This window comes from Mucilaginibacter sp. BGA-UO-ETr-C110 (assembly GCF_059567985.1).
The window spans coordinates 2,687,129-2,704,241 of sequence record NZ_JCAQPB010000002.1 but is presented as its reverse complement, the minus strand read 5'-3'; the positions used below and the strand labels follow the sequence as shown (position 1 = coordinate 2,704,241).

Sequence of the window (17,113 nt, the reverse complement as noted above, 5' to 3'; positions counted from 1 at the left end):
CACGTCATTGCGAGGCACGAAGCAGCGACGCTTAGAATAACAGAATGAAAATTTTATACATCATAAGTTTGTTGACCATGAGCGCAGGGGCATTTGGCCGCAGTAACAGCGATACGCTGCGGCTAACCCTGCAGCAGGTGGTTGAAATGGCCAAGGCAAACTCTATAGCCGCCAAACAGGCCGCTACCTTACGCGAAACCAAATACTGGGAGTATCGCACCTATAAATCAAACTACCAGCCGCAGCTGGCCCTGAGCGGTACTTTGCCCGATTACCAAAAAACTTTTTCACAGGTGTTTCAGCCCGATGGTACCATATTGTTTCAGCCTGTGCATAATGATAATTCACAATTGCAGCTTGATTTTAGCCAGAGCATTACCGCTACCGGTGGTACCATTTACGGCAGAACCCAACTGCAGCGTTTTACTGATTTCGACAGGCACAATGCATTATATAATGGTGTTCCATATAGTATTGCTTATACACAGCCGCTTTTTCAGTTTAACCAGCTCAAGTGGGATAAAAAAATTGAGCCGCTAAAATACAACGAGAGTAAACAGAAGTATATTGAAGACCAGGAAAATATAGCTGTTACGGTTGAGGGTTATTTTTTTGATCTGTTGCTGGCACAAGTTAACTTGCACATTGCCGAAACCAACTATACCAACACTCAAAAAATAATGACGATAACCAATATCAAATTTGAGTTAGGGAAGGTGTCAAAAAATGAAATATTACAATTGCAGCTGGAACTCATTAATGCCAAAAAAGCCGTAGGTACCGCCAAACGCGATATAGAAACTACTACCCTTAATCTTCGCAGCTATATAGGGCAGGAGGATGATAGCAAAATTGTGTTGGTGATACCAGAAAATATCAGCCGGATGAACGTTACCTCAGACAAAGTTTTGGCCGAGGCTTATGCCAACCGCTCAGACGCTATAGGCTTTTTAAGGCGTATAGCCGAAGCCAAAAGGGATGTGGCCAAAGCTAAAGGCGAAACCGGCCTGAAAGCCACACTTAACGCTAACCTGGGTTTTTCAAATACGGCCAGCAGTATCCCGGGGTTATATAATAATCCGCAAAACCAACAGATAGTACAGTTAACCCTGTCTGTACCTATATTGGATTGGGGCAGGTCAAAATCACGTACCCAAACAGCATTGGCCAACCAACAACTTATGGAATACACGGTGGAGCAGGATAAGCAAAATTTTAAACAGGGAATATTTACGCAGGTATCGCTTTTTAATATGATGAAGGAACAATTGGTGTATACCGCCGAGGCCGACAGCATTGCCTCAGAAAAGTACAAAATAGCCCGTGAACGTTATGTACTGGGCGACCTGAGCATTACCGACCTGAGCATCGCCTTTCGCGACAATGACGCAGCCAAGCGCGATTATATCACCTCGCTCCGCGATTTCTGGGGAGCCTATTACCAGCTACGCCAGCTGTCATTATATGATTTTGAAAGCAACCATAAGATAAGCTATCGGTAGATTTAAGTCAAAATTCAAAAGTTAAAAGTCAAAAAATAAAGCATTCCATAGGTCAAAATTTAAAAAGAAATCAATAATTCAATAAATCAATAACTCAAAATTAAAAAGATATGATCCGTTTACAAAACATCGAAAAAGTGTACCGTACAGACACTATAGAAACACTGGCTCTCAATAGCATCAGCCTTGATATAGCCAAAGGAGAATTTTTATCCATCATGGGCCCTTCAGGCTGCGGCAAAAGTACCCTGCTGAATATCATGGGACTGCTGGATACCCCATCAAAAGGTGATATCAAGATAAGTGATCAAAAGACCGATCATTTGACGGACAAGCAACTGGCACAGTTCAGGAACCAGAAACTGGGTTTTATTTTCCAGAGCTATCATTTGATTAACGATCTGCAGGTGCTGGACAATGTAGAACTGCCCCTGCTGTATCGTAACACAACCGCCAAAGAACGCAAAATGCTGGCCACCGAGGCATTGGAAAAGGTGGGCTTATCCAACCGCATCAAACATTTCCCTACACAGCTCTCAGGCGGTCAGCGGCAGCGTGTGGCTATAGCCCGTGCCATTGTTGGTCGGCCGGAGATTATTTTGGCCGATGAGCCTACCGGTAACCTGGACAGCGCTATGGGTAACGAGATCATGGAGATCCTCATCAACCTGAACCGAAACGAGGGTACCACCATTGTAATGGTAACGCACGATGAAAATATGGCCCATAAAACCCACCGGCTGGTACGCTTATTTGATGGTTCGCAGGTTCAGTAATACATCCGCTTAAAAACTAAGATCATGCTTAAAAATTACTTCAAAATAGCCATAGCGGTATTAAGGCGCAGAAAATTCTTCACCTTTATCAGTCTGTTCGGTATCAGTTTTACGCTCACTATATTGCTGGTGCTCACCGCGTTTTTAGACAAAGTTGTGGGCGATACTTACCCTGACAGAAAACGCGACCGCTCGCTGTATGTTACGCGCCTCTCCGAGTCGGGTAAAGACGGACAAAGCTCCAGCACATTATCCTATTATTTTTTAAATCACTTTGTGGGGAGTTTAAAAACACCGGTTAAGCTGGGTATATCAACAATTTACGAAGGCACCAATACTTATGTTAACAATAAAAAGTTAGCTGTAAACTACAAATACACCAATGCCGATTACTGGGACATTATGGAGTATGATTTTACCGAAGGCAAGGCATTCAGTAAACAGCAGATAGATAATGCCGATAAAGTGGCCGTGATATCTGAGGATATGAAAAGTGAATACTTTGGCGATATCCCATCTGTAATTGGTAAATATATAGAGGCCGATAATGTAAAGTACCGGGTAATAGGTGTAGTGAAAAACGTGCCGATAACCAGTTACACTTTATACAGCGATATATATCTGCCTTACACAGTGTCAAAAACAGATCTTACGAAGGGTAAGGGATATCTTGGGGGCTCTACCGCAGTACTGCTGGCTAAATCGGCTGCCGATGTACCACGCATGCGCGATGAATATGATGCCATGATGCGCCGCATACCTATGGAAAGTGTACAATTCAACCAAGTGCACAGCCATGCCGAGTCATATATCAGGAGTTATGTTGATACCGGTAATGATAATTTGTCTGGCGTTACCATTGTGCTTACCACCATAACCATATTTGTTCTGCTGGTGACTGTGCTGCCAACGCTTAACCTGGTGAATATCAACATTACCCGTATCATGGAGCGCTCATCAGAAATTGGGGTGCGTAAGGCGTTTGGGGCATCATCCGGTACGCTGGTTTACCAGTTTCTGGTAGAGAATATTATCCTTACGTTGCTGGGCGGACTTATTGGCGTAGTGTTGTCATTTATTGCTATCCAGGTTATAAATAGCTTTCATTTGATCCCTAACCTGGTACTGTCTATCAATTTTACGGTGTTGGGTATTGGCCTGCTTGTTTGTTTTTTCTTTGGCCTGCTATCGGGCGTTTACCCGGCATGGCGCATGTCAAAACTCAATGTAGTAACCGCTTTAAAGGCGCAATAAATATTATTAACTCATTTAAATCACGATATGATGTTTAAGCATTTATTTAAACTGATCTGGAACAAAAAGAAACAGAACTTTTTGCTCATGACCGAGATGTTATTCTCGTTCCTGGTACTGTTTGCTGTATTTACACTGCTGGTGTATTATTACGATAACTATAAAAAACCGATGGGTTTTGAGTATCAAAATGTATGGGTGGTAAGCTATAATAACGCCTACCAAACCAAAAATGCCGACTCGCTCAATACCTATTATGAAATTTTACGTAAAAACATTAAAGCCATGCCCGAGGTACGGGATCTCAGCTTTTGCAGTTTTAATACCCCGTTCACTAACAATATGTCGCAAGGCCGTGTCTCTTATCATAAAAAACCGCTCGACCATGTAAACTTTTATACAGCTGATGAACGTTACCCAGTCACTATGAACATGCAGATATTGGAAGGGCGCTGGTTTAATAAAACGGATGTTGTTACGACAAATAAACCTATTGTGATTAATAGCGATATTAAAGAAAAACTATTTGGCAAAGGTGTTGCGGTAGGTCAGTTAGTTAGTAACTATGACGAAAAAGAAAAAATGAGGGTGATAGGGGTAGTACAAAGTATTAAAATGAAAGGCGATTATGCAGCTACCGGTTTAGGGATCTATCAAAAGACCGACACTGGTTCATTACGCTGGATGGGCAAGATCATGGTGCAGGTTGTACCAGGTGCCGGCGCCGCTTTTGAAGGGCGTTTATATAAAACCCTGGCCAATTACATGAAAAATTCCAATGTAGAAATAGAGCATTTGACCAATAAGCGCATCAGCATCAATTACTTTACCCTGGTACCTATGATCGTGCTGAGTATTGTGGGGGGCTTTTTGGCTATTAACGTAGCGCTGGGGCTTTTTGGCGTGCTTTGGTATAACATTAACCAGCGCCGGGGCGAGATAGGTTTGCGCCGGGCGGTTGGTGCCAGCGGCAATGCGGTATCATCGCAGCTTATTTATGAATCGATGATCCTGGCTACTTTATCCTTAATTGTGGGATCATTTTTTGCAGTGCAATTCCCTTTGCTCAATGTTTTTGACCTGTCGGCAGGTATTTATATTTCTGCTATGTTGCTGGCTATCATATTCATTTACCTACTTGTATTTGTATGCTCCTTATATCCGGGCAGGCAGGCAGCGGCAATTTACCCGGCAGTGGCTTTACATGAAGAATAATTACGATATTAACCTGCTGTTATGATATTGGTTATTGATGATGATTTAGCGGTACGTACCTCGCTGATGCTGTTGCTGAAAGGCGAAGGGTACGATGTGCAATGTACCGAAACCCCTGCCGAGGCGTTGAAGTTTATCCGGAAGCAAAACCCGGAGTTGATCGTGCTCGATCTTAATTTTTCGATAGATACTTCGGGTAAGGAAGGCCTTGATCTGCTGGCCAAAATAAAGCAGATCAACAGCGCTATACCGGTGATACTGATAACCGGCTGGGGTAGTATTGAATTGGCCGTAGCCGGTATGAAAATAGGCGCCAGCGACTTTATCAATAAGCCCTGGAGCAACGAACACCTGGTACAATCGGTTAAAACCCTGCTCGATCTGCAAGGGAATAAGGTCGAGCATCGTACCCGCAAACAACTCGATAAAAGCTATAACTTTCAGCACATTATAGGGGAGGACCCTAAAATGCTGGATATACTGGAAACCATTGGTCGCGTTGCCCAAACCGATGCCTCGGTATTGATCATGGGCGAAAGCGGCACGGGTAAGGAATTGATCGCCGAAGCTATTCACCAAAACAGCCTGCGCAGAAACAAACCGTTTATCAAGGTAAACCTGGGCGGTATCAGTACTTCTTTGTTTGAAAGCGAAATGTTCGGTCATATCCGCGGCGCTTTTACTGACGCGCGGTTTGACAGGATCGGTCGGTTTGAAATGGCTAACAAAGGCACCATATTTTTAGATGAGATAGGCGATCTGGATGCCAGCAGCCAGGTAAAATTGCTGCGCGTATTGCAGGATCGTACCTACGAGGTGCTGGGCAGCAGTCGCACCAAAACGGTTGATGTGCGGATAGTTTGTGCCACTAACAAAAATTTGAACGAAATGGTGAGCAAAAGCACCTTCCGCGAGGATCTGCTTTACCGCATTAACCTCATCACGGTTTACCTGCCCGCCCTGCGCGACAGGCCGAAGGACATCCCTTTACTGGTGGAATTTTTTATCAATAACTTAAAGGATATCTATAACCGCCCAAAATTATCCGTAGCGCCGGGCGCCATGAAGTGGCTACAGCAGTTGCCGCTGCCCGGCAATATCAGGCAGCTTAAAAACCTGGTGGAACGCTCCATTCTGGTAAGTAAAAAGGATGAACTGGGTATTGATGATTTCCGCTCACAACTGGAACTTTCGCCGGTAAAAAAAGGTAATATGCAACTGCCCGGTGTAGGTACGCTCACACTGGAAGAAGTAGAGGTAGAGATGATCAAACGCGCCATGGACCACCATAAAAACAAAATAAGCCGGGCCGCCGCCGCGCTGGGCCTCACGCGTAGCGCCCTGTACCGCCGTTTAGATAAATACCAGATCCCTTACGATGAAGCTGAGGACTAAATATATTTTATTCGTACTTATACTGCACCTGTTAACGCTGGTGCTCACTTACTTTATTTTCAGCGATAATAAAATATTCTTCATCGCCTCGGAGGTGGTTGTCATCATTTCGGCCATCATCGCCTGGCAGCTTTATCGCCAGTTGATACAACCGCTCAAACTATTGATGCAGGGCGTAGATGCTATTAAGGACAAAGATTTTAACGTAAAACTAATCTCCACGGGTAAACATGAGGTCGACGAACTGATTGAGGTGTATAACCGGATGATGGATGAGTTAAGAAAGGAACGTACCATGCAGGAGCAGCAGCATTTTTTTTTAGAGAAACTGATATACACTTCGCCAACGGGCATCATTATTCTGGATTATGATAACCGTATCCAGCAGGTGAACCCCAAAGCGCTGCAATTGCTTTCGGTTAGCGAAGAAAGCCTGAAAGGGTACTCCATTTATGAACTCGAGCACCCCTTGATGCAACAGATCAGGGAATTACAGTCGGGCGAAACGGTAGTGGCCCGGGTTGATGGCATCAGCTCGTTCAAATTGCAAAAATCGCATTTTGTAGATAGGGGATTCTCCCGGCATTTTATCATGATCGAAGACCTGACCGCCGAGATCCTGGCTGCCGAGAAAAAGGTTTATGGCAAAGTAATCAGGATGATGGCACATGAAGTGAATAATACCATTGGTCCGGTAAATTCCATTATGCAATCGGCCATGCATACCGATCAGCTTTGGGAAGGCCATGAATTTGATGTGCTGAAAGACGCCTTGCAGGTAGCCATGGACCGCAACCAAAACCTGAACCATTTTATGCGCAACTTTGCCGACCTGGTGAAACTGCCACCGGCCAACAAACAGCCCATTGTACTGCAAAAAATAATCAATTCGGTAGCTACGCTCATGAGCGCCAAAGCCCGCGAAAATAACGTGGTATTTGAAATGGAACTGCCGGCTGACGAGATCCGTATCCGGGCAGATGAACAGCAACTGGAGCAGGCATTTATCAATATTGTAAAAAACGCCGTAGAAGCAATTGAAGGAGGAGGTACCGTGAAATTTACAGCCATCCCTGCCAAACGCCTGCTGGTGATCACCGATACCGGCAAAGGCATCAGTGCCAGTGAGCATACCAACCTGTTCTCCCCGTTTTTCAGCACCAAAAAAGATGGTCAGGGTATAGGCCTCACCCTGGTGCGCGAGATTCTGATCAACCATGGCTTCGAATTCAGCCTCAAAACTGTTGCTGACAGGCAAACGGAGTTTAGGATACATTATAGTTAATTACCAATCACCGGCCTGTCCCCTTATTAAAAGCCAGGGCCTTGTGCGATTCCTTCCCTCGGGAAGGGGAGGAAGGGGTTTCTATACCTTATAAGTTCACATCATGCATATATCCCCTCCCTGCCACAACACAATCCAAGCGCACCCCAGGGAACTAAAAAACAGTGGGGTTGTCACCCTGAGCACCGTCGAAGGGTAGAGCGCAGAGGCCTGCCCGCCATGCTTCGACGGTGCTCAGCATGACAGCCTTTTTTATTTTCCGCCCAAAATATTTTTATTAGCTGAATCCTTTTAGTAACGTTGTAATACCAATTCACAACTATGCAAAGGCGACATTTTTTGAAACTTTCTTCAGCGGCCACCGCTGCTGTACTCTTTAGCAGGATCACGCATGCTACATCAACCCAAACTACCGCTATCAACACTCCCGACGAAGTCTGGGCGCAATCTGGCGATGAATGGTTTCAGTTGAAGGGTAGCAACGGTACTTCGTTTATCTATAAAGATATCAGCGTTAGTTTTAAAAGCACTGGCAATGCTAAAAGCGTATTGGTTAGCTCGCCAACGCAGCAGCTTAATGCGGTGCGCCTGAAATGGAAACATCACCTGTCGCCCAATTCCAAATTCCTGGGTGATCATTGGGAACGCTCCTATGGCGACCTCCAATGGAAAACCAATCCCGATCATGTTAAAAACCCCTGGTATGTGATTATTCATGACGATAAACAAACCGCCTGCTTCGGCGTAAAAACCGGTTGCAAAAGTATTTGCTGGTGGGGGTTGACGAATGATAGCCTGGAACTTACTTTAGATACGCACTCCGGCGGCAACGGTGTTTTATTGGGCAGTCGCCAGTTGCATGCTGCTGATATTATTACCACTAACGGCCGCCAGGGCGAAAACACTTTTTATACTAACCGCCGGTTTTGCGGTATGATGTGCCCTAATCCACGCCTGCCCAAACAGCCTGCTTATGGTATTAACGACTGGTATTTTGCCTATGGCAATAACTCCTTCGATCTGATCAAAAAAACAACCGCCATGATGGCCGAACTGGTGACCGATACCCGTAATCGCCCCTTTTCTGTAGTGGATGCGGGTTGGGCTACTTATTCGCCTTTTTTGCCTGGCGATGGCGGCTGGAACGATGATTTCTCCAAACCTAACGATAAGTTTAAAGACATGCATCTGCTGGCCAATGAGATCAAACAGCTGGGTATGCGCCCCGGTTTGTGGATGCGCCCGCTTTGTGCCCGTCATGACGAAAAGGCCAGTTTGCTGGCGCCAAAGATCCCTGGTCGCGACAATCCGAAAAATCCCGTGCTTGATCCTACCATCCCCGAGAACATCGCCCGCATCAAACATAATTTTGATGTGTACAAACAATGGGGTTATGACATGGTAAAGCATGATTTTAGCACCTATGATATTACCGGCAGATGGGGAGGCAGTATGAAGGACAGCATCACCGCGCCCGGCTGGAACTTTAACGACCGCAGCAAAACCACCGCCGAGATCATTAACGATCTGTATGCCGCTATCCGCCAGGCTGCCGGCGATGGTATTTACGTTATCGGTTGTAATACCATGAGCCATTTATCAGCAGGAGTGTTTGAGATGTGCCGCATTGGCGATGATACAAGTGGCCACGAATGGGATCGTACCCGTAAAATGGGCGTGAACACATTGGCCTTCCGTTTGCCGCAGCACGATAAGTTTTATGCTGTCGACGGCGATTGCGTGGGCCTGACCACAGATATTGCCTGGAGCCGCAACAAACAATGGCTACAGCTGCTGGCCGAAAGTGGTGCGCCGCTCTTTATATCAGCCCAACCCGAAGCCCTCGGCACCGAGCAAAAAGCTGCCATAAAACAAGCCTTCGCCCAGGCCGCCAAAGTACAACCTATCGGCGAACCTTTAGACTGGATGGACGACATGCAACCCCAAAAATGGAAACTGAACAATCGGGAGGTAGATTTTAACTGGGCGTAGAGCCGACTCACCCGATCTGCGCTACGCTGGATCCCCTTCTCTTCGGCTTCGCCGCAAAGAGGGGGAGTATCTTTTCTCCGTGCGTCATTGCGAGGAACGAAGCAATCCCCGATTTACAGAGACGCTTTGTGTGTTGGGGATTGCCACGTCGTTCCTCCTCGCAATGACGTGGTTTTTTATTCCTCTCTTTCCGCCGCAGGCGAAGAGAGGGGTGGCAAGTGAAGCGATGCCGGGGTGAGTCGATGCCATCACGCATCCCAATATTTTTTCGTATATTTATACAAACCACAGCCCGGCCCTCTAAACCCAAGAGAACCGGGCTGTTTTGTTAAAGGAAAAATAGCCCGAAAAACAGATCGTTTGGTATGTAGTTATTTGGATATCAAATATTTAATACTTTTTAAACCTTTCAAAACCCATCAAAAATTTGTTAAAAAGTGTTAAAATTGGGTGTTTTGAATGAAAAATGAGCGCTTTTTGATTGGTTTTTGCCCTGTTTTGGTGTAAAAAAGTGTTAAAATCCAACCTTTAAAAAGTTCCAAAGCGGTCGATCCCTTGTTTTTTATTTTATAAACAATGGAATTATTATCTTGTTCCACTTTTACATCACCCCGAAAATCTACCATGAAGAAACTACTGCTTTTTGCACCTATACTGTTTATACTCTCGTGCAATGTCGATCCTGCCCGTGACCGCGAAAATCAAAGACTTAACAGCCTGGCTGTTAAATATGTGAAACTGGGCCTTACCATAGGTCAGTATGATTCCGATTTTGTGGATGCCTACTACGGTCCCGATTCCCTAAAACCAAAAACGGAGCCTGCCAAGGAATTCCCGAAGGATAGCCTGCTGGCCGATGCCAATATTTTGATGAATGAACTGAGGTCGGTAGAGACCTCAGCTATAGTTGATTCCAATAAAATGCGTGCCGAATGGATGTCTGATCAGTTGCTGGCTTTTAGTCGCCGGATCCGCCTTTTTTCTGGCGAGGAGCGCCCTTTCGATGAGGAGTCCCGCGAACTGTTCGGCGTAACCGCCCCGGTTTATACCGAGGACTATTTCAAGGCCCAGATAGCGCAGCTGGACAGTATCTTACCCGGAAAAGGCCGTGTGAACGACCGCTTTCAGAAACTGGCCAATAAATTCATCATCCCCAAAGATAAACTCGATCCGGTGATCAAAGCCGCCATAGCCGAAGCCCGCAAGCGTACACTGGCTCACTATAAATTGCCTGCCAGCGAGACCTTTACCTTGGAATATGTGACCAATAAACCCTGGAGCGGCTATAACTGGTACAAAGGCGACTACAAAAGCACCGTACAGATCAATACCGATCTGAAGATCTTTATCGACAGGGCCATTGATGTGGGAAGCCATGAGAGTTATCCCGGACATCATGTATATAATATGCTGCTGGAGAAGAATTTATACCATGATAAAGGCTGGGTGGAGATCTCGCTGTATCCGCTGTTTAGTCCGCAGTCGTTAATAGCCGAGGGAAGTGCCAATTACGGTATCGAGATGGCTTTTCCGGGTGAGGAAAAGGTGAAATTTGCCAAAAGCGTGCTGCTGCCGCTGGCGGGCTTAGATACTGCCGGTGTCGACCTGTATTTCAAGGCTCTGGCTATCAAAGGTAACCTGAACTATGCCCGTAACGAAGCTGCCAGGGGACTGGTAAATAATACCATGTCGCGTGATAAGGCCCGGAATTACCTGACCAAATACTGCCTCATGAATGATGAAACCGCCGATAAATCACTCAGCTTTATCAAAAAATATCGCAGCTATGTGATCAATTATAATTACGGACTCGACCTGGTGAAAAATTATATTGAACGCAACGGCGGCACAGCCAAAGACCCCCAAAAACGCTGGGAACTGTTTGGTCAGCTACTGAGCCATGAAGTAGCACCGGCGAGTTTGGTGAAAAAATAAATCATTGTCATGAAAATAAAGCTTATCCCTTTATTAGGCCTGATTGCCCTGGTCTATTGTTCTTGCAAAAAGAAACCAACAGCGCCGGCCACAGCCTACAGCGGTTGGCAAACCTATGCAGGCACTAAGGAGGGGAACCGTTATTCATCAAATGACGAGATCAACCTGGATAATGTAAAACAGCTGAAAGTAGCCTGGACATTCAGCACAAAGGACAGGGATACCGCTAATCGCAGCCAGAATCAATGTAACCCCATTGTGGTTAATGGTGTGCTGTATGGTACAAGTCCTAAGCTAAAATTATTTGCCCTGGATGCGGCTACGGGCGCCCAGCGTTGGATATTTGATCCGGCAAGCGTGGATACCAGCGGTAAAAATGATCCGATGGCTTATTACAAAGTAAGTAGGGGAGTGATCTACTGGCAAAACAGTAAAGGTGCTGAGAAACGCATTTTTTACAGCGTAGGTTCTAAAACTTATGCCATTGACGCCGATGCGGGTACTCCCGTAAAATCATTTGGATTGGGTGGATATATCGACCTGACCAAAGATCTGGGACGCGAAACCAAATCGTTTGTGGCGGGTACTACTCCGGGTGTAGTTTATCATGACCTGTTTATTGTGGGTACGCGTGTGGCCGAATCTGCCGATGCTGCACCTGGCCATATCCGGGCCTATGATGCCCGTACGGGCAAAATGCGCTGGATCTTCCACACCATACCCCAACCCGGTGAAAAGGGATATGAAACCTGGCAGGATACCGCCGCCTGGAAAAAGTTTGGCGGGGCCAACAGTTGGGCGGGCATGTCACTGGATGAAAAACGCGGTATTGTGTATATCCCGACGGGTTCTATCGGCGGCGATTTTTATGGTGGTTTCCGCAAAGGGCAAAATTTGTTCGGCAATTCCCTGCTGGCATTGGATGCGGCTACCGGGAAGCTGAAATGGCATTTCCAGGTGGTGCATCATGATCTGTGGGATCGGGATTTGCCTGCCAACCCCAACCTGGTGACCATTACCCATGATGGCAAACAGATAGATGCTGTGGCGCAGATCACCAAGCATGGCTATATCTTTATGTTCGACAGAACCAATGGCAAACCGATATTCCCGATCGAGGAGAAGCCTGTACCCACTATGGCATTGCCAGGCGAACAAGCCTGGCCTACACAGCCTATCCCTACCTTACCAGTGCCTTTTACCAGGCAAACCTTTAACCCGGAGGATGTGACCGATCTTTCGCCCGAAACACACCAGGATATGCTACAGAAGTATAACCAGGTTAAAAACAGGCTGATGTTTACCCCACCCAGCAAACAGGGCGGCTGGATATTCCCGGGTTTTGATGGCGGCGGCGAATGGGGTGGCGCAGCGGTTGATGCCGAATCAAAGATCATGTATATCAACTGCTCCGAAATGCCCTGGGCGCAGGTCATGATCAATGTGCCGAAGGGCGGCAATGACCAGTCGCTAAAAGGCATGGGGCAGGTTATCTATAATAAAAACTGCATCGGCTGCCATGGACCGGAGCTAAAAGGCAATGGCACATCATATCCGTCACTGGTGAACATCGGCAAAAAATATAAGGAGGAGCAGATCAGCCAGATCATTGCCAACGGCCGTAATATGATGCCATCATTTAAGCAGATAACTCCGGCCGATAAAAAAGCGTTGTTGGCTTTTTTGCTGAAACTACCAGACGCCAAGGCAGCTAAAATAATAGCGAAAGAACCTGCGGCCAACCATACAGCCAGCACTAAAATAGAAAAGAAAATGGTAGATGAAGTACCTTATACCATGACGGGCTACAACCGCTTTTTGGATAAGGATGGTTATCCGGGCATAAAACCACCCTGGGGTACATTAAATGCTATCGATCTGACTTCAGGTAAACTATTATGGAAGGTACCGCTTGGCGAATATGCCGAACTGACCAAAAAAGGTATCCCCATTACCGGTACCGAAAACTATGGAGGCCCGCTGGTAACCAAAGGCGGCCTGGTGTTTATAGCCGCCACTAAGGACGAAAAGATCCGCGCTTTTGATAATAAAACAGGCAAAGTATTATGGGAAGCCCAGCTACCCGCGGCCGGTTATGCCACACCTGCTACATATTCCATCGATGGGAAACAATATGTAGTAATAGCCTGTGGCGGCGGCAAAATAGGCAGTAAGTCGGGTGATGAGTATGTTTGCTTTGCTCTTTAATATATCGAAAAATGAAACAAAACTATCATACAGAATGGCTTATTGAAAAGTATTATAATGATGAGCCAATTAAATTTTTGTTTTTCTGGGGGCATAATAAAAAGCCTCAGGAACAGGTAGGGAAATTTTGCTTTAGCCAATGGTTTGAATTACCGTTTACGGTTGATGGTATAACTTACAAAACCGCGGAGCATTGGATGATGGCCAATAAAGCACTATTATTTGGAGATCAAAAGAGCCATGATAAGATCGTCAAGGCCAATCGTCCCGGTGAAGTAAAAGAGTTGGGCAGAATGGTTTGGAATTTTGATGAGCTGATTTGGAAAGATTATAGGTATCAAATAGTGGTCAACGGCAATATTCATAAATTTAATCAACACCCTGAGTTTGCTCAATATTTGATAAATACAGGTAACAGGATCTTAGTAGAAGCCAGTCCTGTCGATATCATCTGGGGAGTCGGCTTAGCACAGGATAACGAACACATCAATGATCCTAATAATTGGAGAGGGTTAAATTTGTTAGGTTTTGCTTTAATGGAAGTTAGGGACTTTTTGAAGGAACACGGACATTTTGAAAGTTTAGTGTATACAATGCAGGTCCCATGGAAAGCTTATCCTGGTATACATCCTCTGGATATGTTTTGGCGTATGGGGGCAGGCGAGGATTATGCGCATAATTTTTTTAATTACTATCAAGGCTTATCCGATAGGGATAAGCGTATTTTTAGACTTGTACACCCGCAGCCATACGATTGGAGATTTTTTTATGATTAGTCCGATGTTATGCTTTTATTCCCTAACATTAAGCTTAGCGGCTAAATTATATTGCTTGCAATTCCAATCAAAATTTGCATTTTTACCCCCAGCCAAATTTTTATAACTACCTTTTATGAAGTCCAGAACTCTACCTGTTATTTGTTTTGTATTTTTATTTTCCGCACTTAGCTTAAATCTGTTTGCGCAGCATAGTTTTAAGCCACAAAAGGAACTGTTATCAGCCATCAAAAAAAACTTTAAGGATGCTGATAATCAGTATAAATTTTTGGCAAAACAGATAGGCGCAGAGGATTTTCCTAAAACCTATCACCCGGATACCAAAAAACAGGAAAACAGCAATTCGGGCTGGTGGTGCAGTGGTTTTTACCCGGGCAGTTTACTGTACCTGTATGAGCAGGATCATGATCAGCAATTACAGACCGAAGCTAACCGTATACTAGGCGTTCTGGCTAAAGAGCAATTCAATACACACACGCACGATCTGGGTTTTATGATGTATTGCAGCTTTGGTAATGCCAATAAGATCGAACCCAAACCGGAGTACAAACAAATTTTGATCAATAGCGCTAAATCGTTATCCACCAGGTTCAACCCAACGGTAGGCTGCATCAAATCATGGGATTCTAAAAATCCGTCGGACTACCTCGTGATCATCGATAATATGATGAACCTGGAACTGTTGTTTTGGGCCACCCATGAAACCGGCGATTCCAGCTATTACAAAATAGCGGTTACACATGCCAATACCACCATGAAAAACCATTTCAGGCCCGATTATAGCTCGTACCACGTGATTAATTACGACGCGCAAACGGGAGCAGTTAAAGAAAAGAAAACCGCGCAGGGCTTTGCTAATGAGTCGGCATGGGCCAGGGGACAAGCCTGGGGCCTATATGGTTATACCGTGATGTACCGCGAGACAAAAGATAAAAAATATCTGGAACAGGCACAAAACATAGCCCGCTTCATCCTGACAAATCCTAACCTCCCAGCCGATAAAATACCTTATTGGGATTATAATGCTACCAATATCCCTAATGCGCTGAAAGACGCCTCGGCTGCTGCTGTTGCGGCTTCGGCTTTGCTGGAACTTTGCCGCTATGCTGATAACAACAAAGGGCAGGAATATTTTACTACCGCCGAAACTATATTGAAAACATTATCATCACCAGCCTATAAAGCTGCCGCCCAAACAAACGGAGGATTTATACTGGAGCACAGTGTAGGTCATTTACCCGGACACAGCGAGGTTGATGTGCCCTTGACCTATGCCGATTATTATTTTATTGAAGCAATGAAAAGATACCAGGCTTTTAACGTGAAAAGTAAAAATTAACGATAATTAAGATCTATGGCGTTTGGCAAAACAAGAGTAGAGGCTTTTAGTGATGGCGTTGTCGCTATTATCATCACTATTATGGTGTTAGAGATGAAAGTGCCGCACGGCGATACCTGGACATCGCTGAAACCGCTCATGCCTGTTTTTTTTAGTTATATACTGAGTTTTATTTATGTGGGCATATACTGGAATAATCATCACCACATGTTTCATATTGTAAAATCGGTAAACGGAGCTGTATTATGGGCCAACCTTCACCTGCTTTTTTGGTTGTCCCTGATACCTTTTGTAACCGGCTGGATGGGCGAAAACCATTTTACACAATTACCTGTGGCGTGCTATGGATTTATACTGGCCATGAATGGTTTGGCTTACACTATCCTGGAAAAAACGCTGATCAGGCACAATGGTAAAAAGTCGCTCATAGCCAGTGTATTGGGGCGCGATTGGAAAGCAAAAAGTTCTGTATTTATTTATGCTGCGGCAATTGGTATTTCATGGCTAAGTCCTGCAATTAGCTTTGTCTTATATGGTGTGGTTGCCGCCGTTTGGTTCATTCCTGATAAAAGAATCGAAAACAAATTAACCCAAGAAGCACCTAAAGAGTAACCATTGGTTTAGATACCCCTACTAATGAGTAAAAGATTATCGCCCTGCAATAGTGATTTTCTAAAAGAATAAACTTTATCACCGCAGTACTGTTATTGCTCTTGAATTAATCAAGCGCATTAAAGGTTTTATTAAAGTTTAATTATTGCCATTATTATACACTAAACTATGTTTGAAATTGCTCATGCTGATGAGAGGGAACTGTTGATGCAGGTGGCTTCGGGTAATGAACATGCCTTTCGCCAGTTGTTTACGAGGCATCACCAGCAATTGGGGGTGCATATGCTGCGTATAACAAACTCCATTGAACTGGCTGAAGAAGTAGTGCAGGATGTATTCGTGAAAATATGGTTCACCCGTGAATCATTGGTTCGTGTTGATAATTTTAAGGCCTATCTGTTTGTAATATCCAAGAACCACGCTTTAAACTGTTTAAAAAAACTGGCTAAAGAGCGTGCCATGATCAAACAACTGGAGGATGTTGGTGCCGGTAGTCTTAACCCCGAAATGGCCGGTACGGATATGTATTATAATTTATTGGATGAGGCTATTGATCAGCTACCACCTCAACAGCAAAAAGTGTATTTACTGAGCAGACATGGCCGTTTGAAATACACCGAAATAGCTGATCAACTGGAGCTATCGCGCGAAACCGTGAAAAAATATTTGCAGATAGCTACCGTGTCCATAACAGAGTATGTGCATGAACACCTGGAAGTTATAGTTCTGTTGCTGATCGCTTTAAAAAGTTTTTTTATTTTTTTTAAAAGCTGATACCCCCTTTTTTATCCTGCTTGTTGTCATGTAGTTGAGGTTTTCCTAAG

The 17,113-nt window shown here is 44.9% G+C and carries 13 protein-coding genes; all 13 read left to right on the top strand.

Translation table 11 applies throughout. The annotated features are described in order from the left end of the window. Positions 1-44: 44 nt before the first annotated feature. The 13 genes from AC57BQ_RS11850 (at position 45) to AC57BQ_RS11790 (ending at position 17,063) form a co-directional block, all read left to right on the top strand. Positions 45-1,502 (top strand): TolC family protein, encoded by a 1,458-nt coding sequence (locus AC57BQ_RS11850; RefSeq protein ID WP_496406488.1) that lies wholly within the window; start codon positions 45-47, stop codon positions 1,500-1,502. A 110-nt stretch (positions 1,503-1,612) separates the two neighbouring features. Then, positions 1,613-2,278 (top strand): ABC transporter ATP-binding protein, encoded by a 666-nt coding sequence (locus tag AC57BQ_RS11845; RefSeq protein ID WP_496406487.1) that lies wholly within the window; start codon positions 1,613-1,615, stop codon positions 2,276-2,278. A gap of 24 nt (positions 2,279-2,302) precedes the next feature. Then, on the top strand, positions 2,303-3,532 hold the full coding sequence (locus AC57BQ_RS11840) for an ABC transporter permease (RefSeq protein WP_496406486.1): 1,230 nt from the start codon (positions 2,303-2,305) through the stop codon (positions 3,530-3,532). A 27-nt stretch (positions 3,533-3,559) separates the two neighbouring features. Beyond that, entirely contained in the window at positions 3,560-4,747 is a 1,188-nt protein-coding gene (locus AC57BQ_RS11835) for an ABC transporter permease (protein ID WP_496406485.1), read from the top strand. Positions 4,748-4,768: 21 nt separating this feature from the next. After that, positions 4,769-6,142 carry a sigma-54-dependent transcriptional regulator gene (locus AC57BQ_RS11830; protein ID WP_496406484.1) on the top strand — a complete coding sequence of 458 codons (1,374 nt, stop codon included), beginning with the start codon at positions 4,769-4,771 and terminating at the stop codon, positions 6,140-6,142. Next, on the top strand, positions 6,126-7,427 hold the full coding sequence (locus AC57BQ_RS11825; protein ID WP_496406483.1) for a sensor histidine kinase: 1,302 nt from the start codon (positions 6,126-6,128) through the stop codon (positions 7,425-7,427). Before AC57BQ_RS11830 ends, AC57BQ_RS11825 begins: the two co-directional genes overlap by 17 nt. A 339-nt stretch (positions 7,428-7,766) precedes the next feature. Further along, positions 7,767-9,419, top strand: coding sequence for an alpha-amylase family protein (locus tag AC57BQ_RS11820; RefSeq protein ID WP_496406482.1), 1,653 nt, complete (start codon positions 7,767-7,769; stop codon positions 9,417-9,419). A 624-nt stretch (positions 9,420-10,043) separates the two neighbouring features. After that, positions 10,044-11,354: a hypothetical protein gene (locus tag AC57BQ_RS11815; protein WP_496406481.1), complete on the top strand. Its 1,311-nt coding sequence runs from the start codon at positions 10,044-10,046 to the stop codon at positions 11,352-11,354. A 9-nt stretch (positions 11,355-11,363) separates the two neighbouring features. Beyond that, the gene (locus AC57BQ_RS11810; protein WP_496406480.1) at positions 11,364-13,562 is read left to right on the top strand and encodes an outer membrane protein assembly factor BamB family protein; all 2,199 of its coding nucleotides are present in this window, start codon (positions 11,364-11,366) and stop codon (positions 13,560-13,562) included. Between the two features lie 11 nt (positions 13,563-13,573). Further along, a complete protein-coding gene (gene ybiA / locus AC57BQ_RS11805; RefSeq protein ID WP_496406479.1) occupies positions 13,574-14,338 on the top strand; it encodes a riboflavin biosynthesis intermediates N-glycosidase in 765 nt (254 codons plus the stop codon). Between the two features lie 115 nt (positions 14,339-14,453). Then, a complete protein-coding gene (locus tag AC57BQ_RS11800) occupies positions 14,454-15,677 on the top strand; it encodes a glycoside hydrolase family 88 protein (protein WP_496406478.1) in 1,224 nt (407 codons plus the stop codon). A gap of 15 nt (positions 15,678-15,692) precedes the next feature. After that, complete coding sequence (locus AC57BQ_RS11795) at positions 15,693-16,289, top strand: TMEM175 family protein (protein WP_496406477.1); 597 nt, start codon at positions 15,693-15,695, stop codon at positions 16,287-16,289. A 168-nt stretch (positions 16,290-16,457) separates the two neighbouring features. After that, positions 16,458-17,063: an RNA polymerase sigma factor gene (locus AC57BQ_RS11790; protein ID WP_496406476.1), complete on the top strand. Its 606-nt coding sequence runs from the start codon at positions 16,458-16,460 to the stop codon at positions 17,061-17,063. Positions 17,064-17,113: the final 50 nt, after the last annotated feature.